This window comes from Streptomyces sp. NPDC057950 (assembly GCF_042887295.1).
GTDB lineage: Bacteria > Actinomycetota > Actinomycetes > Streptomycetales > Streptomycetaceae > Streptomyces > Streptomyces kaempferi.
In genome coordinates this window covers 810,924-831,645 of record NZ_JBHVPP010000001.1, presented here as the reverse complement: position 1 = coordinate 831,645, position 20,722 = coordinate 810,924, and the positions used below count along the sequence as shown (strand labels likewise).

Annotated in this window: 15 protein-coding genes; 9 read left to right on the top strand and 6 right to left on the bottom strand. The window is 72.2% G+C overall.

The genetic code is table 11. The features are described 5' to 3' along the window. The first annotated feature begins 44 nt into the window (after positions 1-44). Positions 45-908, top strand: coding sequence for a LysR family transcriptional regulator (locus tag ACFVTC_RS03630; RefSeq protein WP_390123492.1), 864 nt, complete (start codon positions 45-47; stop codon positions 906-908). A 192-nt stretch (positions 909-1,100) separates the two neighbouring features. On the opposite strand, the gene ACFVTC_RS03625 is transcribed toward ACFVTC_RS03630, so the two are convergent. Continuing rightward, on the bottom strand, positions 1,101-2,555 hold the full coding sequence (locus ACFVTC_RS03625) for an APC family permease (protein WP_390123490.1): 1,455 nt from the start codon (positions 2,553-2,555) through the stop codon (positions 1,101-1,103). A 201-nt stretch (positions 2,556-2,756) separates the two neighbouring features. Between ACFVTC_RS03625 and ACFVTC_RS03620 the strand changes: the two genes are divergently transcribed. Continuing rightward, positions 2,757-3,938 carry an ROK family protein gene (locus ACFVTC_RS03620; protein ID WP_390123771.1) on the top strand — a complete coding sequence of 394 codons (1,182 nt, stop codon included), beginning with the start codon at positions 2,757-2,759 and terminating at the stop codon, positions 3,936-3,938. 131 nt (positions 3,939-4,069) lie between these two features. Next, positions 4,070-6,799 carry an exo-beta-D-glucosaminidase gene (locus tag ACFVTC_RS03615; RefSeq protein ID WP_390123488.1) on the top strand — a complete coding sequence of 910 codons (2,730 nt, stop codon included), beginning with the start codon at positions 4,070-4,072 and terminating at the stop codon, positions 6,797-6,799. A 57-nt stretch (positions 6,800-6,856) separates the two neighbouring features. On the opposite strand, the gene ACFVTC_RS03610 is transcribed toward ACFVTC_RS03615, so the two are convergent. After that, a complete protein-coding gene (locus ACFVTC_RS03610) occupies positions 6,857-8,296 on the bottom strand; it encodes a hydrolase (protein ID WP_390123486.1) in 1,440 nt (479 codons plus the stop codon). Positions 8,297-8,529: 233 nt separating this feature from the next. Here ACFVTC_RS03610 and ACFVTC_RS03605 point away from each other — a divergent pair, with 233 nt between their 5' ends. After that, a complete protein-coding gene (locus ACFVTC_RS03605) occupies positions 8,530-8,793 on the top strand; it encodes a GlsB/YeaQ/YmgE family stress response membrane protein (protein ID WP_168526278.1) in 264 nt (87 codons plus the stop codon). A 128-nt stretch (positions 8,794-8,921) separates the two neighbouring features. Beyond that, positions 8,922-9,803, top strand: a complete 882-nt coding sequence (locus ACFVTC_RS03600; protein WP_390123484.1) for a GNAT family N-acetyltransferase — start codon at positions 8,922-8,924, stop codon at positions 9,801-9,803. A 286-nt stretch (positions 9,804-10,089) separates the two neighbouring features. On the opposite strand, the gene ACFVTC_RS03595 is transcribed toward ACFVTC_RS03600, so the two are convergent. After that, complete coding sequence (locus ACFVTC_RS03595) at positions 10,090-10,863, bottom strand: GNAT family N-acetyltransferase (RefSeq protein WP_390123482.1); 774 nt, start codon at positions 10,861-10,863, stop codon at positions 10,090-10,092. Positions 10,864-11,358: 495 nt separating this feature from the next. Between ACFVTC_RS03595 and ACFVTC_RS03590 the strand changes: the two genes are divergently transcribed. Next, positions 11,359-12,108: an MBL fold metallo-hydrolase gene (locus ACFVTC_RS03590; RefSeq protein WP_390123769.1), complete on the top strand. Its 750-nt coding sequence runs from the start codon at positions 11,359-11,361 to the stop codon at positions 12,106-12,108. 268 nt (positions 12,109-12,376) lie between these two features. Here the strand turns inward: ACFVTC_RS03590 and ACFVTC_RS03585 are convergent, their stop codons facing one another. Then, positions 12,377-13,231 (bottom strand): GNAT family N-acetyltransferase, encoded by an 855-nt coding sequence (locus tag ACFVTC_RS03585; RefSeq protein WP_390123480.1) that lies wholly within the window; start codon positions 13,229-13,231, stop codon positions 12,377-12,379. Between the two features lie 282 nt (positions 13,232-13,513). Beyond that, positions 13,514-14,254 (bottom strand): chaplin, encoded by a 741-nt coding sequence (locus ACFVTC_RS03580; protein WP_390123479.1) that lies wholly within the window; start codon positions 14,252-14,254, stop codon positions 13,514-13,516. A gap of 324 nt (positions 14,255-14,578) precedes the next feature. Here ACFVTC_RS03580 and ACFVTC_RS03575 point away from each other — a divergent pair, with 324 nt between their 5' ends. Further along, positions 14,579-16,177, top strand: a complete 1,599-nt coding sequence (locus tag ACFVTC_RS03575; protein WP_390123477.1) for an alpha/beta hydrolase — start codon at positions 14,579-14,581, stop codon at positions 16,175-16,177. A gap of 150 nt (positions 16,178-16,327) precedes the next feature. After that, positions 16,328-16,864, top strand: coding sequence for a DUF4232 domain-containing protein (locus tag ACFVTC_RS03570; protein WP_390123475.1), 537 nt, complete (start codon positions 16,328-16,330; stop codon positions 16,862-16,864). Here ACFVTC_RS03570 and asnB read toward each other — a convergent pair. Beyond that, the gene (asnB, locus tag ACFVTC_RS03565; RefSeq protein ID WP_390123474.1) at positions 16,857-18,698 is read right to left on the bottom strand and encodes an asparagine synthase (glutamine-hydrolyzing); all 1,842 of its coding nucleotides are present in this window, start codon (positions 18,696-18,698) and stop codon (positions 16,857-16,859) included. The two genes, ACFVTC_RS03570 and asnB, sit on opposite strands and share 8 nt — an antisense overlap. Positions 18,699-19,042: 344 nt before the next feature. Between asnB and ACFVTC_RS03560 the strand changes: the two genes are divergently transcribed. Beyond that, complete coding sequence (locus tag ACFVTC_RS03560; RefSeq protein WP_390123768.1) at positions 19,043-20,611, top strand: FMN-binding glutamate synthase family protein; 1,569 nt, start codon at positions 19,043-19,045, stop codon at positions 20,609-20,611. Positions 20,612-20,722 lie beyond the last annotated feature (111 nt).

The window sequence follows — 20,722 nt, the reverse complement described above, 5'->3', positions numbered from 1 at the left end:
TGCCCTGTGATACCCGGCAAGTATCACTGAGGTACTCTGCCGCCGTGGACACCCTGGAGACCCGCGAGTTGAGGTACTTCATGGCCGTCGCCGAGGAACTGCACTTCGGCCGTGCCGCCGAGCGCCTCGGCATGGCCCAGCCGCCGTTGTCCCGGGCGATCCAGCAGCTCGAGCGGCGCCTCGGCGTCTCCCTGTTGAAACGCAATCGGCGCGGCGTCTCCCTGACCGGCGCCGGAGAGGTCCTGCTGCACGAGGGCCGCGCGGCCCTCGACGCGACCACCGCCGCCGCTCGCCGCGCCCGTCGCGCCGGTGGAGCCGACGGCCCGGGTGGCCCCCGCGACCGCCTGGCACTGGCGGTGAAGGCCGCCGCCTCCCACGAGCTGCTGCGAAGGCTTCTCGACGCCTACGCGGCCGAGCCCGACGCCGCCGAGATCGAGGTGCTGCCGTGCGGCATGTGCGAGCAGGAGGAGCTGCTGCGTGACGGCCGCGCCGATGTGGCGCTCATGCACACGCCGTTCAACTCCCTCGCCGGGTTCGACAGCGAGCCGCTGCTGGCCGAGGGGCAGATCGCCGTCCTGCCCGCGAGGCACCCCCTCGCCGCGCGCGAGGCGCTGTCCCTGGCCGACGTCAGCGACGTCCCAGGTCTTCCGATCGCCCGCTGGCCCCGCCACGGTACGTACCCACCCGGCCCCGGCCCCGAGGTCCACGACCAGACACAGCTGGCCCAGCTGATCGCCCTCGGACGCACCATGGCCGTCTTCCCCGACTCCGCCCGCGCCTGGCTGTGGGCCGAGCACAGCGCCGTACCCCTGACCGACGCGCCTCCCGTCGTCACCCACATCGCCTGGCCCCCGCACAGCCGCTCCCTCGCCCTCGCCGGACTGGTCCGCGCGGCCGCACGGCTATGACCCGTTCCCGCCCCCGACCGGGGCGGCCCGCTCCGACGGCCTCTTGGCCGCCGCGCGGGGGCGGGCGGGCGTCCTGCTGACGTGATGCCACCCCGGCGACGGCCGCCGGCCGGACGGTGGCGCCCGGCCCGCCGCGGTCGCGTCATCCGGCCGGGGGACGGCCGGGGGACGGCGGCGGGCCGGAGCACCCGCTCAGGTGGCGGCCGGCTCCGCCTCCGGCGCCGGCCCGGTCAGGTACTCCTCCGAGATCTCCTTCGGCCCGAAGGGCCACACCTTCTCCAGCCGAGCCCACACCACGAAGGCGACGCAGCCGAGAGCGACCCAGGCCAGGGACCACTCGATGGGGTGGCGGCCCGGAGAGTTCTTGTCCGCGTAGCCGTAGATGGTGAGCCAGCCGATCAGCGCGATGAGACTCGGGAGCGGATAGAGCCACATCTTGTACGGGCGCCGCAGCGCCGGTTGACGTCGGCGCAGCACCGAGAGGGCGACGATCTGCGCCAGCGCCTGGACGATCACCATGACCGTGGTGAGGAGCTGGATCAGGGTGGCGAGGTCGGTGTGGCGGCCGATGAGGAAGCCGATCGCGGTGATGACGCCCATGGTCGCCAGGCCCAGCATCGGGAAGCGGTGTCTGGGGTGCAGTTTCGCGTACGGGCGGAAGAAGACGCGTTCGCGGGCGGCGTCGTAGGGGACACGCGAACCGCCCAGCAGTCCGGTGAAGACGGAGGCGAACGCGGTGATGAGGATGAGCACGGTGACCGTGTCGGCGGCGCCCTTGCCCCAGGTCTCCTCCAGGACGGCCGAGGCCACGGAGGTGGAGGCGATGTCGCCGGGATCGGTCATCCGGTGCCAGTCGACGACGCCGAGCGTGCCGATCTGGAGCAGGAGGTAGATGGCCATGATGCCGAGGATGGAGAAGATGATGGAACGGGGCAGGGTGCGGCCGGGGTCCTTGATCTCGGCGCCCATGTACGCGGTGGTGTTGTAACCGAGGTAGTCGTAGATGCCGATGGTCAGGCCGGCGGCGAACCCGATCCAGAAGTGACTGCTGGTCAGCTGGAAGGCGTGGGCCGGGTAGGTGAAGGCCAGATGGGCGCTGAAGTCGGTGGCCGCGGCGACGATCACCAGGAGCACCGAGGTGATCATGACGGCCCACATGACGGCGGTGATGCGCGCGATGTGCTCGACCCCGCGCCACAGGAGCGCCACGACCAGGACGATGACACCGAGGCCGATCAGGTCGCCGGTGGTCCGGCCCATGTCGGGGGCCAGGTATCCGAGGTACTGGACGAAGCCGACCACGCCGGTGGACATGATCAGCGGAATGAAGAGCATGGCCGTCCAGACGAACAGGAACGGCATCAGGCGTCCGGAGCGGTACTGGAACGCCTGGCGGAGATACACGTAACTGCCGCCGGAACCGGGCATGGCGGCCCCGAGTTCGGCCCAGATCAGGCCGTCCGCGAGGGCGAGTACCGCACCCGCGACGAAGCCCATGATCGCCTGCGGGCCGCCGAACGCGGCGACCATCAGCGGGATCGTCACGAACGGACCGATCCCGCACATCTGGCTCATGTTGATGGCGGTGGCCTGGAACAGGCCGACGCGGCGGACGAAACCGCCGGTGGGTGGCGGACTGCCGGACATGGGGCCTCCTGTGATCGGGACGAGCGGGAGAGGGACGGCGTACGGGAACGGCCCGGATGGCGGCCGACGGATCAGGGGCGGCGGGTGACCGGCCGGCGCTGGGCTCCCCTTGGCTCGCCCGGCAAGGCTGACTGGGCGATAAAGTTAAGGAGCCTTACTAGATGCGTCAAGGGGGTGTCATGAATGCGTGAGAATGGAGCGATGTCCGCCCGCGACGCCATCGAGCAGCCCGAACAGCCCTGGAACCGCCGACGGCTGCGCAGCACCAACGAGCGACTGCTCCTCGACAGGTTGCGCGCCGGCGGTCCCGCGTCGCGGGCCCAACTCGCCCGCGAGACAGGGCTGTCGAAGCCGACGGTCTCCAGCGCGCTCGCCGCGCTGGAGGAGGCCGGACTCGTCCACGAGGTCGGCACGCACGCTCCGGAGCGCGGCCGGGTGGCCGTCCTCTACGCTCCGGACCCCGCGGCCGGCCACGCGCTCGGCATCGACATCGGCCGGGGCTGGCTGCGGGTGGCGCTCGCGGATCTGGACGGCGCGGTGGTCGCACGCGCCGACGTACGCAACCGGGCGCGCAGCTCGGGGGCGATGGCCGACCTGGTGGTCGCCACCGCCCGCCAGGTCGTCGCCAACTCCGGCCTCGGCACCGACGAGGTGGCCCACGCGGTGGTGGGCACACCGGGCGTGTACGACGAGAAGCAGCGCCGGGTGCGGTACGCGATGCATCTTCCGGGCTGGGGCCGGGCGGGCCTGTTCGACCGGATGCGCGAGGAGCTGGGCATCCCCCTGGAGGTGCACAACGACGCCAATCTCGCGGCCCTCGGCGAGTACACCTACGGCGTCGGCGCGGGCAGCCGGCTCTTCGCGTACATCATGATCGGCACCGGTCTCGGCATGGGTGTGGTCAGCGAGGGGCGGCTGTTCACCGGGGCGCACGGCGGGGCCGGAGAGATCGGGTTCCTGCCCTGGCCGGGGCAGCAGAAGCCGGAGACGCTGGAGGACGCGGTGTCTGGCGTGGCCGTGGTCGAGGCGGCGCGGCACTTCGGCATGACCGGCCAGCTCACCGCGAAGGCCGTCTTCGACGCGGCGCGCGAGGGCCATCCCGCGGCCGTGCGCGCCGTCCACCTGGAGGGCGAGCGGATCGCGCACACGGTGGCGGCAGCGGCGGCGGTCCTCGATCCCGATCTGGTGGTGCTGGGCGGCGGGGTGGGTCACAGCATCGACCTGCTGCTGCGACCCGTACGCGAGACCCTGCGCACGCTCACACCGCTGCGGCCGAAGATAGTGCCCAGCCGGCTGGGCGAGGACGCGGTGCTGCTCGGCGCCGTGGCCACGGCGCTGGGGACGGCCCGCGACGTGGTGTTCGACCGGCGGTCGGCCTCCTGATCACCGGATCCGCGGCGCCCGGCTGATTGACACCACCGACTCGGCGACCTAGCTTGTGGGCCCAGTTAGTAAAGTTTCCTAACTTGCAGTGCCGTAGCGCGGATGATCCCCCACCCCCAAAGGAGACCACCGTGTTCGACCGCTCTGCCCCCGGCCGGCGCCTGGCCACGGCCGTCGTCGTCCTCGGCCTCCTGGCCACCCTCTCGACGAGCGCGTGGGCGGGGGCCCGTGACACCGGAGCGCCCACCGCGACGGCCGCCCGTGCCACCCCGGTGCCGTCCGTGGCGGGCACCACCACCGCGCTCTCGGGTTACGCGATCCAGTCGACGGCCGAGGTCACGGACTCGGCGGCCGAAGTCTCCAGCCCCGGCTATCGGGCCACCGGCTGGTATCCGGCGGGCTCGCGGTCCACGGTCCTCGCGGCACTGCTCGCGGACGGCGTGTACGCGGACCCGTTCTACTCGACCGACCAACAGCGCATCCCGAAGGCCGACTTCACCGTGCCCTGGTGGTACCGCGCGGACTTCACGGTCGGCGACACCACCGAGCGCAGCCATCTGGACTTCAGCGGAGTGATCTCGGCCGCCGACGTGTACGTCAACGGGGAACGCGTCGCGGACGCGACGAAGGTGGCGGGGGCCTACACCCACCACGAGCTCGACATCACCTCGCTGGTACGGACGGGTACGAACACGGTCGCGTTCCGCATCAGGCCCAACCGTCCCGACCAGAACCTCACCATGGGCTGGATCGACTGGATCCAGCCACCGCCCGACGAGAACATGGGCATCGTGCGCGACGTCCTCGTCCGTCGCGGGGGCCCGGTCGCGCTGCGCGACGCGCACGTCGTGAGCAGGCTCGCCGTCCCCTCGCTCGCCTCCGCGGACCTGACCGTGAAAGCACGGGTGCGCAACGACTCGGACACCGCGGTCACCACGACGGTCTCCGGAACCGTCGGCTCGACAGCGGACTTCAGCGCGGCCGTGCCGCTGCGCGCGCACGAGACGAAGACCGTGACATTCACCCCCGCGGACACCCCCGGCCTGCGTCTGAACGCGCCGAAGGTGTGGTGGCCCGCGGGCATGGGTGGCCAGCCGCTGTACGGCCTCGCCCTGACCGCCTCCGTCGCGGGCGTCGTCTCCGACACCGCGCACGAGGACTTCGGCATCCGCGACGTGAAGGCGCCGCTCGACGCCGACGGCGCCCGGCAGTACCGCATCAACGGCCGCAAGCTGCTGATCAGGGGCGGCGGTTGGTCTCCCGACGAGTTCCTGCGCTGGGACCGGACGTACGTGGCGGACCGGCTGAAGTACGCGCTCGACCTGGGCCTCAACACCATCCGCCTCGAGGGGCACCTCGAACCGGACGAGTTCTTCGACCTCGCCGACCGGTACGGCATCCTCACGCTGCCCGGCTGGGAGTGCTGCGACAAGTGGGAGGGGAACGTCAACGGCGGTGAGTCGGGCGACCCGTGGACCGCCGCCGACCATCCGGTCGCCAGGGCTTCGATGGCCGCGGAGGCCGCCCGGCTGCGCGACCACCCGAGCGTCGTCTCCTTCCTGATCGGCAGCGACTTCGCGCCGGACGCGACGATCGAGAAGGACTACCTCGACGCCCTGGGGGCCGCGGACTGGGCGACCCCCGTGATCGCGGCCGCCTCCGACAACTCCGCGCCCGTCAGCGGCCGTTCGGGCATGAAGATGACCGGCCCCTACGACTGGGTCCCGCCGGACTACTGGTACGCGAAGCGCGAGGGCGGCGCCACCGGCTTCAACTCCGAGACCAGCGCGGGCCCCGACGTCCCCACCCTCGACACCCTGCGCCGCATGATGTCCCCCGCCGAACTCGACACCCTCTGGAAGAACCCCGGCGCCCCGCAGTACCACCGCTCACCGTCGGCGACCTTCGGCACCCTCAAGATCTACGACGCCGCCCTGGCCGGCCGCTACGGCCCGCCGACCGGCCTCGCGGACTACGTACGCAAGGCGCAACTCGCCCAGTACGAGAACACGCGCGCCCAGTTCGAGTCCTACGGACGCAACGCCACCGACTCCACGAGACCCTCGACCGGAGTCGTCTACTGGATGTTCAACAGCGGATGGACCTCACTGCACTGGCAGTTGCTGGACCGCTACCTCGACCAGGGCGGAGCCTACTTCGGGGCGAAGAAGGCGAACGAGCCGCTGCACGTCCAGTACTCCTACGACAACCGCGCGGTCGTGGTCGTGAACAGACGGCACACTCCCGCCTCCGGACTCACGGCCCGGGTCACGCTCTTCAACCCCGACGGCGCCCGGAAGTACGACCGGACGGCGACCGGGGTGAAGGTGGACGGGGACGGCGCGCACAGCACCGCGCTCACCGTGCCGGCCTCGGTCGGCGGCCTGTCGGCGACGTACCTCGCGCGCCTGGTCCTCACCGACTCCCGGGGCAGGACGGTCAGCCGCAACGTGTACTGGCTCTCGACCCGGGCCGACACCCTCGACTGGGCCCGCACGGACTGGTACCACACGCCGACGACGAGCTACGCCGACCTCAAGGGGCTCGCTTCCATGGCGCGGGTGCCGGTCACGGCGACGGCTTCGACCACGGGCGGCCCCGGTGGCACCTCCACGACGACGGTCACGGTACGCGGCCCCCGGACCGGGAGGACGCCGTCGCTGCTCACCGACGCGCATCTGGTGGACACGAAGGGCCGGCCCGTGCTGCCGGTCCGGTGGTCCGACAACCAGGTCAGTCTGTGGCCCGGGGAGTCGGCGACACTGACCGCCACCTACCGGACCGCGGACCTGCACGGCTCCGCCCCCAGGATCCGGATCTCGGGGTGGAACACGCCGCGGACGACGGTTCCGGCGACCTAGAACCGGCGAGAAGGCGGGCCCGTTCCTGGGCCCGCCCCCTCGCTCACCCGGCTCGTGTCAGCTCACGTTGAGCGCCGTGTCGTCGAGGACGAACGACGTCTGGAGCATGGAGCCCTCGGTGCCGGTGAACTTGACCGTGACCGTCTGCCCCGCGTAGGCGGACAAGTTGAAACTGCGCGGCGTGTACCCGGACGCGGCGTTCAGGTTCGAGTACGTGGCGAGGGTCGACAGCACCGTGCCACCGCTGTTCAGGACCTGGGCCTTGAGGGTGTCGTACGCGGTGCTGGTGGTCGTCTCGGCCGTGTCCACGTGGAGATGGAAGTTCAGGGTGGCCGCGCAGCCGGACGCAATGGTGACCGTCTGGGCGAGCGTGTCGGTGCGGGCCGAGCCGTACCCGTCCAGCCATGCCTTGTACGAGCCGGTGCGGGCGGCCTCGCCAGTGCTGTTGGTGATCACACCGCTGGTGGCGGTCCAGGAGCCGCTGCCGGACTCGAAGCCGGGGTTGGCCAGCAGCTGCGTGGCGGTGCAGGTGCCGCCACCGCCTCCGCCACCACCGGTGCCGCCGCCACCCGCGAGCCACTCGGTGGCGTTCAGGGCGAGGGCGGCGTTCGTGGCACCGGTGTCGTTCCAGCCGTCGTACAGCGTGTTGCCCGACGAGCCGGTGCCGTCGTCGATCGGCGAGCTGTCGCCCCAGAAGGCGACCTTGCCGCTGCCGAAGGTACTGGTGGCGAAGAACGCGCCGCTGTTGCCGGAGTAACCGCTGCGGTAGACGAGCCCCTTGACGGCGGAGTTGTCGGCCGGCTTGAGGGTGGCCGTCGTGCCGTCGGCGAACAGGCTCTTGGTGACGGTGCCGAACGAACCGTGCAGGACCGGGTCGGTGCTGTCGGTGACGGCCGCCGGGTATCCGGAGCTGACATCGAGCGTGTCAATCGAGAAGCCGAACGGGTCCGTGGAGTCGACATTGTTGTCGGTCATCAGGTCGTTGAAGATCTCGACCGCGTCGTAGCCGTCGTTGTTGCGGTCGGCGCCGGTGTGGTCGGAGACCATGAAGAGGCCGCCGCCGTTCTTCACGAACGTCATGATCGCGGTCTTCTCGGCGCTGGTGAAGAGCGTGTTGGGCTCCGGCAGCACCAGTTCGTCGAAGTTCGACAGGTCGTTCGCGGCCGAACCGCCGTAGGTGAGGCTGGAGCCCGGGGGCAGCGTCCTGAGGCTGTAGTCGCCGGTCTTCTGCAGGGCGACGCCCCAGGAAGAGAGGGCCCCGGTCCAGTCGGTCTCGGACGACGGCGAGGAGTCCTGGCCCAACGGGTCGGGCTGGCTGGTGGAGATGACCCAGTCGGCGTTGCCCGCCGTCTCGGCGTGGCCGTTGTCGAACAGGACGCGGTGCTGGGTCGCCGCGGCGGCCGGCGTGGACGCCTGGACGGCCACGCCCGTGACGACCAGTGCGAACACGGCCAGCCCCGAGGCGAGTCTGTGGCGGGACTTCCTGGATCCAAGCATCCGGCGAACCTCCATGGGTGTGGGGAGAGGCGGTGCGGGCGCCCAAGTCTCCGCGCGTAGAACGGTGATCAGCCGTCTTCCGCGCGACAGATTATTGAACGGTACATGGCAATCTCCGGGGTGCACAGGAGGCCACCGGACCGGATCGAGGACGGCCGGCGGGTCGAGCGGACTGTCTCCGCCCGCAGGGGGAACACCCTTAGATGCACGGGTCCAGACTTGAAGGGGCGGACATGGAGATCTCAGGCATCATCAGTGCCATTGTCATCGGCATCATCATCGGCGTACTGGGTCGGCTCGTCGTCCCGGGACGCCAGCACATCGGCATCCTGTGGACGATCGTCGTCGGCATCGTCGCCGCGTTCATCGGCGCGGGAATCGCCTCCGCGTTCGGCGTGGCCGACACCAAGGGCCCGGACTGGATCGAGTGGTTCATACAGATCGCCGTCGCCGCGGTCGGCGTCGCGGCGCTCGACCGGGTGAAGGTGCGCCGCTGACGCGCGGGGCGGGCACACGCCCGCGCACCGCCCGGCCGCCCAGCCGATCAATTCCCTTGCGGGTCCCGGAGCGTCGCGCATAGGTTCTGCGGACTTCACCCCCGCACCGCGGACGCCACGGAGAGACCTTGTCCCTGCTCATCACACCGCTCGCCGACCCCGAGCCCGCACCGTCGAGTCGCCGCCTGGCCTGGCTGGCCACCGACTCGGCGGGCGTGCCCGTGGGCGCCGCGTTCCTGCGGCTGTTCACCAAGGAGGGGCAGGAGCACCTCGCCGAGCTGGAGGTGACGGTCCATCCGGCCGAACGGCGTCGGGGGGCGGGCGGCCGCCTCCTGGACGCCGCCGTCTCGGCGGCGCGTGCCGAGGGACGGCGCTCGCTCGTCGCACAGGCCGCGCACGGCTCACCCGGCGACCTGTTCCTGGCGGCCCGCGGCTTCCGCCGGGTGCTGGCACTGACGTACGCACGGCTGCCGCTCGCCGCCACGGACCTCGTACGGATCGACGAGATCGCCGAACGGCCGCATCCGGGGTACGCGTTGACGCACTGGGACGGGACCGTGCCGCCCCACCTGGCGCGGACCTACGCCGACTCCCGGCGGGCCATGGACGACATGCCGATGGAGGAGACGGACTACGGAACCGTGGTCTGGGACGTGGCGCGGGTCGTCGCGGCCGCCGAAGCCGTGGCGAAACGTGGGGAGTCGCTCCACACGGTGGCCGCGGTGGACCGCGCGGACGGCTCGATCGTCGGGTTCAGCGAGCTCGTGGTGCCCGGCGACGGCCGGGGCGACGCCCAGCACTACGGCACCGGGGTGCTGCCCGAGCACCGGGGCCACGGACTGGGACTCTGGATGAAGGCCGAGTCGATCCGCACCGCTCGCCGGCGTCACCCCGAACTCGAAGGCCTGCTCACCGACACCGCCGACAGCAACGCGCCGATGCGCGGTATCAACGACGCCCTCGGCTATCTGCCGACGCACCAGGCGGTGGAGTACCAGTTCGACCTGTGACGGCCTGGTGGCGCCGGGTCCGGCCGGGTGACGCCCGGTGAGGAGTGCGGCCCTTCAGCCGGTCGCCCCGGGCGCCACGGGCCTGCCGTACGTGGCCGGGTGGGACGGGGCCCGGCCGAGTGCACGCTCCGCATTCGTCGCCCTCGCCATCGCCCTCACCCTCGTCGAGGACACCCGCATCGCCGTCGCCGTCCCGACGTGCGCGTACGTCATCGGGCTCGCTCCCCACCGCGGTGCGGCCACCGGCTCCGGCCGCCCGCGAGAGACCGCCGCCCGGCCCGCGGCACTACCTGTAGACGTACGGCGTCGTCGTGGTCAGCGGCTGGAAACCCAGGCGGGCCAGGACGGGGCGGCTCTGGCTGGAGGCGTCGACCTGGACGTAGCGGTAGCCGCGGTCGGCGGCCACCCGGGCACGGTGGGCGACGAGCGCCCGGTAGATGCCCCGGCCGCGCCAGGACTCGACGGTGCCCCCGCCCCACAGACCGGCGAACCGGGCGCCGGGCACCATTTCCATGCGGGCCGCGCTGACCGGCTCGTCGCCGGCGAGGGCGACGACCGCCACGACGTTGTCCTCGTCACCGGTGAGCTGGGCCAGCAACTGGTGGCGCATACGGGTGCTGTCGGTACCGAAGGCCTGCTCGTGGACGTCCGCGACGAGGTTCACACCCTCACGGTCGGTGACGGGCAGGAGTCGTACGCCCTCGGGCGGTTGGGCGTCCAGCGCCAGATCGCCCAGCTCGGCGATCATCAGTGTCTCCTCGGGCTGCGCGACGAACCCCGCGTCCCGCAGGCGCTGTCCGAGGTTCTCCGGCTTGTCGTGGCCGTACAGCTTCCACTCGAACTCCCGGCCGAGCTTGCCGAAGTACCGCACCTGTTCGGCGATGGCCGCGTCGGCGCCCGGTTCATCCAGATCCGACCAGATCACCCCGTTCCAGTCGTGCTCCGCACCGACCTGGCGCACCACCTTGTCGACGCGCTCGACCCGGGCTCCCGGGCCGTCGGGGCGCGCGTCCTCCCGCATGTCCCGGTCGAACAGGGCCAGTACCGCAACGTGATCCATGGGCTCACTCCAGCACCCTGCGGCGCATACGGCAATGGCATTCCTCCGAGGGTGCCGGCCGCTCGCCCCCACCTCAGAGCATCACCGCAGGTCAAGACCGGTGGGACGAGGTCCGGTTGGGCCGTCGGCGCCGGTCGGATCCACCGCCGCACGACCGGAGGCCGATCGGCCGGGTCCACGCGGCGCCGGAAGCCGGCGCCGACGCTCGGCGTGCCGGGGGCGCCCGGGACGGCCCGCACGGTCACGACGTCGATGCCGCGCACGGTACCGGAGGCCGCGCCGACCGGGGTGTCCGAGCCGTGCGCGGGAGAGGCCGGTCCGGCGAGGGCCCGGCGGCCGCTCACCGACCCCGTGGGCGAGGCCGCCGGCATCCGTGGGTCAGGCACGGCCGACGAGGGCGCCGATCGCGCGCCGGCTCGCGCGCGATACCTTCGCCCTGACATGGCCCGGCCCGGCGCAGCCGGCCGGGACGGGATCTCAGGCATCGGGGTGGTCATGCGCGAGGACGCGATCGTCGAAGTAGCGACCGGAGTTCATCTGGTGCACGGCAGCAACACCAACTGGGTGATCCTGAGCGAGGGGGACGCCGTCACCCTGATCGACACGGGGTACCCCGGCGACCGCCTGGACGTCCTCGCCTCCCTCGACGCGCTCGGCCACTCCCCCAAGGCGATCGGCGCCGTCCTCATCACGCACGCGCACAACGACCACCTCGGCTCGGCCGAGTACCTGAGCAGCGCCTTCGGGGTCCCGGTCCATCTGCACGAGGAGGAACTCCCGCACGCTCGGCGTGAGTTCCTCCAGCAGGTCAGCGTGGGGTCGGTGATCCGCCAGGCGTGGCGCCCCGGTGTACTGCCGTGGGCCGTGCACGCCATCCGGTCCGGCGGCACGGCGGACGTCCGGATGACCCGGCCCGAGTCGTTCCCCGGTGAGGGGCCGCTGGACCTGCCCGGCCGTCCGGTACCGGTGCACACACCCGGACACACCGCCGGACACTGCGTCTACCACCTGCCGGACGCCGGCGTCGTGATCTCCGGCGACGCGCTGGTCAGCGGGCATCCCACCTCGCGGACCCGCGGCCCGCAGCTGCTGCCGAACATGTTCCACGCCGAGCGTGAGATGGCCATCACCTCGCTCGCCCGCATCGAGACCCTCGCGGCGGACGTCCTGCTGCCCGGCCACGGTCCGGTCCACCACGGCTCCGTGGGCGACGCCGCGCGCCGCGCCCTGGAGCTCGCCAACTGACACCTGCGGTGCCCCCGCTCCCGGCCGCACGTCCGCGAGACGGACCCGCGGCGCGTCCCGGTCGCGGGCCGGACGGCCGGTACGGCTCTGGACACGGCCGATCTCTGCGTGCGGCCGATCCCGTCGCGCGGGAGCGCTGATCAACCGGGCCCCGCTCCCGCCGATCGTGGCCGCACCGGGTGTCGTGGCAGCGGGTCACCGACTGTCGTTCCCGGCGCGCCGCGCCGACGCCGGCCGCTGTGCCGCCGCGTCGGTCCGGCGCGTGCGGTCAGCCGAGTTCGAGCGTGGTGATGCCGTAGACCCGCTCGCGGGCGAACGGCCTGACCGGTCCGGTGTACATGCGGGCCGTCTCGAAGGAGGGGGTGAGGCCGACCTCCTCGGCCAGGGCCACGCCCGCCGTGTTCGTCCGCGGGACGTCGACGGTGATCGCGCGCCCTGGGGTCTCCTCGGCCAGCGCGAGCAGCAGGGCCCGTGCGTCCTGGGAGGTGTCGGCGAACAGCGGGCCGACGCGCGGACGGTCGAGGGCGGGCCGGACCACCGCGTAGCCGGTGAGCCTTCCGTCCGCGACACGGACGAACGTGCGGTGGCCCGGTCCGGCCAGCCACCGGGTGAGGAAACGGGCGCGGTCGGCCGGGCAGCAGGCGCTGTCGTAGGCCGCGATGTCCCCGAGGTCGGCCGCCTCGGCGGGCCGCACTCCCAAGGGCGCCGGCGCCGTGGGTACGTTTCCGGTGAACCGGACGGTCCGGTGGGCGGGTTCGAACCCCGACCGGCGGTAGTTGTCCTGCTGCGCGACCACTCCGTCGAGCCCGACGGTCCGGCCGCCCGCGTGCGCCAGAGCCGTCTTCCACGTGGTGAGGCCGTGACCACGGCCGCGCAGGTCCGGTCGTACGAGATAGAAGCCGAGGAAGGCGTAGTCGGCGTCGTAGTTAACGACCGAGACGGCCGAGACCGGTTCCGCCCCGATCCTGCCGATGAAGAAGCCCTCGGGATCCTGGGCGAAGAAGCTCGGGGCGTCGGACAGCCCCGGATTCCATCCCTCGTCCCCCGCCCACCCGGACACCACCGACCAGTCCTCGAGCGAGGCCCTGGTGACGACGAGATCCTCGGAACCCGGGAAGGTCATCTGTGCGCTCCGTTCGCTGGGTGGTGCCGGGTGCCGGCCGCCGAACGCCGGTCACCGGGGTACGCGCGGCCTCGGGCCGGGCCCCCTCCATCCTTCCGGATCTCCGCGGGGATTTCATCGCCCACCGGTCCGGCGGGCGCCCGGTCGGCCGGAACGGCTCGGCCCGGCTCACCGGCGACGGAACGCTCCGGGCGGACACGGAACCGGACACGACCGGACACGTACGGGGCCCCATCGGTCACGCGCTCGGTGGGGGCCTTCCGTCGCCGCTGGACCGCCGGGTCAGCGGAGCGCGGCGGGCCTGAACCGCCGGTAGAGCACCGCCCCGCCCAGCAGCAGCGCCGCGCTCGCGGCGATGGCGGGCACCGTCTGGTCCGCGCCGGTGTGCGCGAGGGACGCCATGGGTTGTTCAGCTGCCCGGTACGGCGCCTTCTCGGGTACGGCCGCCTTGGCCGGGGGCACCGGGGTGGGCGCCGCGGGCTGGTGGGGCACACCGCCCGAGGTGTTCGTGGCCGTGTTCCCGACCGAAGCGTTGCCGAGGCCGACCACGTTCACGGAGTTGCCGCTGACGTTCACCGGAAGGTCGATCGGCAACTGGAGACCGTCACCGGAGAGCAGACCGGGAGAATCCTTTCCGCTTCCCTGTGCGAGCGCCCCGCCCGCCGCCGCGCCCGAGGCCCTGTCGGTGTGCGCGCCGACATTGCCGGAGCGCGTGCCGGCCGTCGCCGGGCCGTGGCCGCCGGCACGGCTGCCGCCCCGCGAGCCGCGAACGGCGCCGCCGTCGCTCACATTGGCGCAGCTGTTGCCCGCCGCGGGGTTGAGGAGACCGACCACGTTCACGGTGTTCCCGCACGCGTTCACGGGGACGTGCACCGGGAGCTGGATGGTGTCGCCGGAGATCAGTCCGGGTGAACCCGCCGTACCGCCGTGCGCCGCCGAGTCGGCGTGCGCCGGCATCGTCACGGCCAGCGCGCCTGATGCGGCGGCCGCGGCGATCAAACCATTCCGGGTAACCCGTTTCATAGGTTCCCTCACCTTCCAGACTTGGTCGCGGGCACTCACCCGCACCGCGTAAAACGCGAGAGAACCATCCGAGTTATGGCTTATCGGGCTTTCACTCCATCGAGCGTCACGCTTATCGAACTGCCCCGGGCGCGCCCCGTGGGAGCGTCACCGCCCGAGCACCGGAGTCTCGGGCGGCGGGGCTCCTCCGCGAGACCCGGTGACCGTGGCCGGACGGCGCGGACCACTCGCCCGGAGGCGCGCTCCCGGACCCCCGCCTATCGTGATGCGTGTCGTGGCCGGGAGGGCATCCCGGTCCGGCTCCCTCTGTCCCTGGAGGCCCGCATGCTGTCCGTGCACCAACGCTGGACGTGCGTCGGAGCCGGCGCGGCGACACTGGCTCTGCTGACGGCGGGACTGCCGTCGGTGGCCGTGGCCGCCGATGCCCCCGACCTCTCCCGCTTCTACCACCAGAGGATCACGTGGGGCGCCTGCGCGGGCGACGGGATGCCGGGCGACCTCCAGTGCGGGAAGGTCACCGTCCCGCTGGACTACGCGCACCCGCGGAACGGGACCCTGGACCTCGCGCTGGCGCGGTACCGCGCGACGGGCCCCTCGCGGGGGTCGGTACTGCTGAACTTCGGCGGTCCCGGGGGTGCGGGAATCCCGGAGCTCGCCGTGGACGGCGGCAAGGACTTCATGGACCTCACCAACGGCTACGACGTGGTGACCTTCGACCCCCGGGGCGTCGGCCGGTCCTCGCCCGTCAGCTGCGGGGACGGGGCCGGCCAGGCATCCGGCGCGGCGGGCTCCGTCACCGACGGCAGCGATCCGCAGGCCGTCCTCAAGGCACTGCGGAAGGTCGCCGGCGAGTGCGCCGCGCACTCCGGTCCGGTGCTGGCCCACATAGGCACGGTGAACGCCTCCCGGGACCTCGACGTGATGCGACAGGCGCTCGGCGACAAGAAGCTCAACTACCTGGGCTTCTCGTACGGAACCCGCCTGGGCGCCGTGTACGCGGCCCAGTTCCCGAAGAAGACGGGCCGGATGGTGCTCGACGGCGTGGACACGCTCACCGAGTCGATGGCCGAGCAGGGACTGGCGGGCGCCGAAGGACAGCAGACCGCCCTGGACGACTTCCTCACCTGGTGCACCCAGGACATCTCCTGCCCCTTCGGCGAGGATCCGCGCGAGGCCCGGCAGCAGGTCGTCCGGCTCGTCGACTCGCTGGACCGGGATCCGGTGCCGACCAGCCTCGGACAGACGTTCACGGGTCAGGATCTCGCGGGCGCGGTCGGTCAGGCGCTGTACAGCCGGCGGATGTGGCCCATGCTGGAGCGGGCCCTCGCCTCGCTCGTCCAGGACGGTGACACCCAGGGGCTCATGCAACTGTCGGTCGGCGCCTCCCTGCCCAGCTCCCACGCGGTGGGCACACCACACGCGGCGGGCACCCCGCAGGCCGGACTCGTCGACCCCGCGGACATCCCCGTCGACAACCTCCCCGCCGCCTTCATGGCGATCAACTGCGCGGACGACCCGGACCGCCCCAGCGCCGAGCGGGCCGCCAAGGACGTCGACGCCCTGCGCGCCGCCTACGAGCAGGCGTCGCCGGTCTTCGGCCGGTACCGGCTCACCCAGGTACTGCTGTGCCACGGGCGTCCCAAGGGCACCGACTACATCCGCGACGACGTGCGCGACGTGCGGACCCCGAAGATGCTGCTCGTGGGCACCCGCGGGGACCCCGCGACCCCCTACCGCTGGACCGAGGAGACCGCCGCCCGGCTCGGCTCCTCCGCCGTCGTGCTCGACAACAGGGGTGAGGGCCACACCGGGTACACCTCCTCCAAGTGCGTGCACCAGAAGGTCGACGACTTCCTGCTGTACGGCTCCCTGCCGGACAACGGCAGTTCCTGCGGTCCGGAGAGCGGCAGGGACAACCCCTGACGCACGTCACGGAACCGGCGTGACCCGGTGACACCGACAAGTCGGATACAACCCCTTGTGCTCCCGGGCCGTCACACTGGGCAGGCGTCGCCCCGCGCGCGCCGCACCGTGAGCGATCGACCGCCGTGACCGAAACAGGGGAACCCACCGATGCGCATCCGCTCCGTTCTCGCCCTCCCGGCCGCCGCCGCGGCCCTGCTCCTCGCCGTGCCGCAGAGCGGTTCGGCCGCCGCCGGGTCCGCCCGGCCGGCCGCCGCGGCCCAGCCCGCCAAGTGCGCCGACAGGTCCGTCGTCGTACGCGCCCACCGGGCCGCCGACCCCCGGGTGCTGCACATCAGTGTCACCAACCGGTCCGCGCGGACGTGCACCGTCGACCGCATCCCCACGGTCGTCTTCGGGGATCTCGACGGCGCTGCCCTGCCGGTGCCCGCCGGCGACAGCGGGCCGTACCCGCTCGGCGCGGGCCGGACCGCGTACGCCGCCGTGCGGACCATCGCCGACCCGGCCGACCCCGAGGCCCGCCGGGTGGGGTCGATCAGCGTCTCGGCGGACCCCGCACGGTTCGGGCGTTCCTTCACCGCGCGGGAGCTGGGCGCGGGGGACGCCGTTCTCGTGTGGGAGCCCGTCACCACGTGGTGGCGGCCCTCGCAGGCCGCCGCCGACCGGCAGCTCAGGCGGCTCAGCTGAAGGACACCTCCGGGGCGTAGAGGTCCAGCCACAGCGCGAGGTCCAGGGTCCGTTCCAGGCCCCGCCGCGACGCCTGGGTGATCTGCGGGGTGTCGCTGTGGGCGGCCCGGCGGAGCCGGTCCGGGTCGACGAGGTCGAACACCGGGTGCGTCGGCTGGGCCAGCAGGTCCTTCGCGTGGTCCTGGAGGGCGATCGCGTACTTGGGGTCCTGGGTGGACGGGTAGGGACTCTTGACCCTGTCGTAGACGGACTTCGGGATCACGTCCGCGGTCGCCTCCCGCAGCAGGCTCTTCTCCCGGCCGTCGAAGGACTTCAGGGACCACGGCGCGTTGTACACGTACTCGACGAGCCGGTGGTCGCAGTACGGCACCCGCACCTCGAGGCCGACCGCCATGCTCGTCCGGTCCTTGCGGTCGAGCAGGACGCGTACGAAGCGGGTCAGATGGAGGTGGCAGATCCGCCGCATCCGGTACTCGAAGTCGCTCTCGCCGTCCAGGCGCCGGATTCCGGCGACGGCCGTGCGGTAGCCGTCCGCGACGTACGAATCCAGGTCCATCGCCTCGGTGAGGTCGGGGCGCAGGACGTCGGCGTCGTCCCCGAAGTCGCGCCGGAACCGGACGAGCCACGGGAAGGTGTCGGCGCTGCGGGCCTCCTCGTCGAAGAACTGCAGATAGCCGCCGAAGACCTCGTCGGCCGACTCCCCGGAGAGCGCGACGGTGGAGTGCTCGCGGACGGCCTGGAACAGCAGATACAGCGAGGCGTCCATGTCGCCGAAGCCCGTCGGCAGGTCCCTGGCCCTGATCACCTTGGCCCGGACGTCCGGGTCGGCCAGGGCCTGTGCGTCCAGGACGATGTCGCGGTGGTCGGTGCCGGAGGCGCGGGCCACGTCGTGGACGAAGGGGGTGTCCGGGGTGGCGCGCAGTTCGTCGGCGACGAAGTGGTCGGTCTGGCCGACGAAGTCGACGGCGAAGCTGCGGACCCGCTCCCCGTGCTCGGCGAGCTGCCGGGCGGCGAGTGCGGTCATGGCGGAGGAGTCGAGGCCGCCGGAGAGCAGGGTGCAGCGTGGCACGTCCGCGACGAGCTGGCGGCGCACGATGTCGTCGAGGAGGGTGCGCACGGTGCCGATGGAGGTGTCGCGGTCGTCGGTGTGCGGCCGGGTCTCCAGCTGCCAGTAGACGTGCCGGCGCAGGCCGGAGCGGTCGACGGTGACGACGGTGCCGGGCTCGACCTCGTGCATGCCGTCCCAGATCGCGTGCCCGGGCGTCTTGACGAAGGTGAAGAGCTCCCGCAGACCGTCGAGGCGGACCCTCGCGCGGGCGAGGGGGTTGGCCAGGATCGCCTTGGGTTCGGAGCCGAACAGGACGCCGTCGGAGGTCGGGTAGTAGTAGAAGGGCTTGATGCCCATGCGGTCGCGGATCATCACGAGCTTGTCGTGGCGGCCGTCCCAGAGGGCGAACGCGTACATGCCGTTGAGCCGTCCGGCGAGCTCCGCGCCCCACTCCAGGTAGCCGCGCAGCACGACCTCCGTGTCGGAGTCGGTCGAGAAGCGGTGACCGCGCCCGGTCAGCTCACGGCGCAGCTCGGTGAAGTTGTAGGCCTCGCCCGAGTAGACCAGCGCGACCGTGCCCTGCGGGGTCTCGGCGGTCATGGGCTGCCGTCCACCGGGCAGGTCGATGATCGCCAGCCGGCGGTGTCCGAGGGCCGCGGGGCCCTCGGCCCAGGTGCCGCGGTCGTCCGGGCCGCGGCAGGACATCGTCTCCGTCATCGCGTCCAATGTCTCGCCCTCGGCACGCAGATCGCGATCGAAGGAGACCCATCCGGTGATGCCGCACATGCGTTACCTCCTGCGTCCGGTTCTCCGGGAGCACCGGGCTCACCTGCACCTCCAGGGTCGCGCGTTCGCTTCCACAAAACCAGTTGTATCCAGCATCTACACCTTGAGGCTGTTCCCCGCGGAAGGGGCCGTCAACACGGACGCAACCCGGCCGGCACACCGACCCCGGCGGTTCCGGCCGCGTTTTGCCCGCGGCGGACCCGCCGGCCCGCTCGCCACCTGGCCCTTCTCGGACGAAATCGGCCATAAGTAAAGAATTAACCAACAAGCGGAGGGCACCCTCGGCACCCTTACCCCCTTTCGCCCCTTTCCGTCCCGTGCGCTTCACTCATGATGTGTGCCGGATGCTCTCGCTGCTGCTCGTGGTCCTCGGACTGGCCGGGGCCCTGGTCCTGGCGTGCGCCGTCTCGGCCGGGTGGTGGTGCGCGGTGGGCGTCCTGCTGGCGCTGGCTGCGGTCGGAGTGCGGGACCTGATCCAGACCCGCCACTCGGAGCTGCGGAATCTCCCTCTGCTGGGCCATCTGCGACTCTTCGCGGAAGCCCTGCGGCCCCATGTGCAGCGCCATGTCGTCGAGCGGGACCACGACGGGCGTCCGTACGACCGTGCGGTGCGCGGCTTGGTGTACGCGCGGGCCGACGGCGCCGAGGCGCCGGAGCCGTTCGGCACCGAGCGGGACGTGTACGGCGCGGGGCACGAGTTCCTGGTGCCGTCGATGAGCCCGGTCGAGGCGCCGGAGGGACCACCCGTGATCCGCGTCGGGGGCCCCGACTGCACCCAGCCGTACGACATGGCGCTGCTGAACGTCTCGGCCATGAGCTTCGGGGCGCTGTCCGCGAACGCGGTCCTGGCGCTCAACAGGGCCGCGGCGCTGGGCGGTTTCGCGCACGACACCGGCGAGGGCGGCCTGTCGGACCATCACCTGCGCGGCGGCGGCGATCTGGTCTGGGAGATCGGCACCGGGTACTTCGGCTGCCGGACGGCCGAAGGAGGCTTCGAGGAACGGGAGTTCGCGGACAAGGCGGCTCTGCCGGAGGTCCGGTGCGTGTCGCTCAAGCTGTCCCAGGGCGCGCACCCGGGCATCGGCGGTGTGCTGCCCGGGGCGAAGGTGAGCACCGAGATCGCCCGGGTCCGGGGCGTCACGGCGGGGCGCACCGTGCTCTCGCCGCCCCACCACCAGGTCTTCTCCACCCCCCGTGAGCTCGTGGTGTTCGTCGCCCGGATGCGACGGGCGGCGGGCGGCAAGCCGACCGGTCTCAAACTCTGCGTCGGGTCGCGCCGCCAGTTCCTCGCCGTGTGCAAGGCGATGCTCGCGGAGGGGGTCACACCCGACTTCATCGTGGTCGACGGGGCGGAGGGCGGCAGCGGGGCCGCTCCACCGGAGTTCTCCGGCCGGCTCGGAACGCCGCTCACCGAGGGGCTGATCACGGTGCACAACGCCCTGGTCGGCACCGGCCTGCGCGACCGTGTGCGCGTCGGCGCGAGCGGCAGGGTCGCGACCGGCGCGGACCTCGTCACCCGGCTGCTCCAGGGCGCCGACTACACGAACGCGGCCCGCGCGATGCTGTTCGCCCTCGGCTGCCGCCAGGCGCAGCGCTGTCACACCAACACCTGCCCGGCCGGCATCACGACCCAGGATCCGCGCCGCGTCCGCGTCCTGGACGTGGCCGACAAGTCCGTACGGGTCCACCGGTATCAGCGGGCCACGGTCAGCAGCGCCACCCGGATCATGGCCGCGATGGGGGTACGGCATCCCGGCGAGCTCACACCCGGCCAGCTGCTGCGGCGTACGGATCCGACGACCGTACGGTCGTACGCGGAGCTCTACGAGTGGCTGGAGCCCGGGGTCCTGCTCACCGAGGCGCCCGCGTCCTGGGAGCGGGACTGGGCGGCGGCGGATCCCGACTCGTTCTGACATCGGAACCCCACCGGGTCCCGCGGATCAGGGTCCGGGCGAGGCGGACGCCCGGCACGGAGGCGGTCGGGCCGGCGCGGGCCATGCCCGCGGCCCTGGTGACGAAGCCCC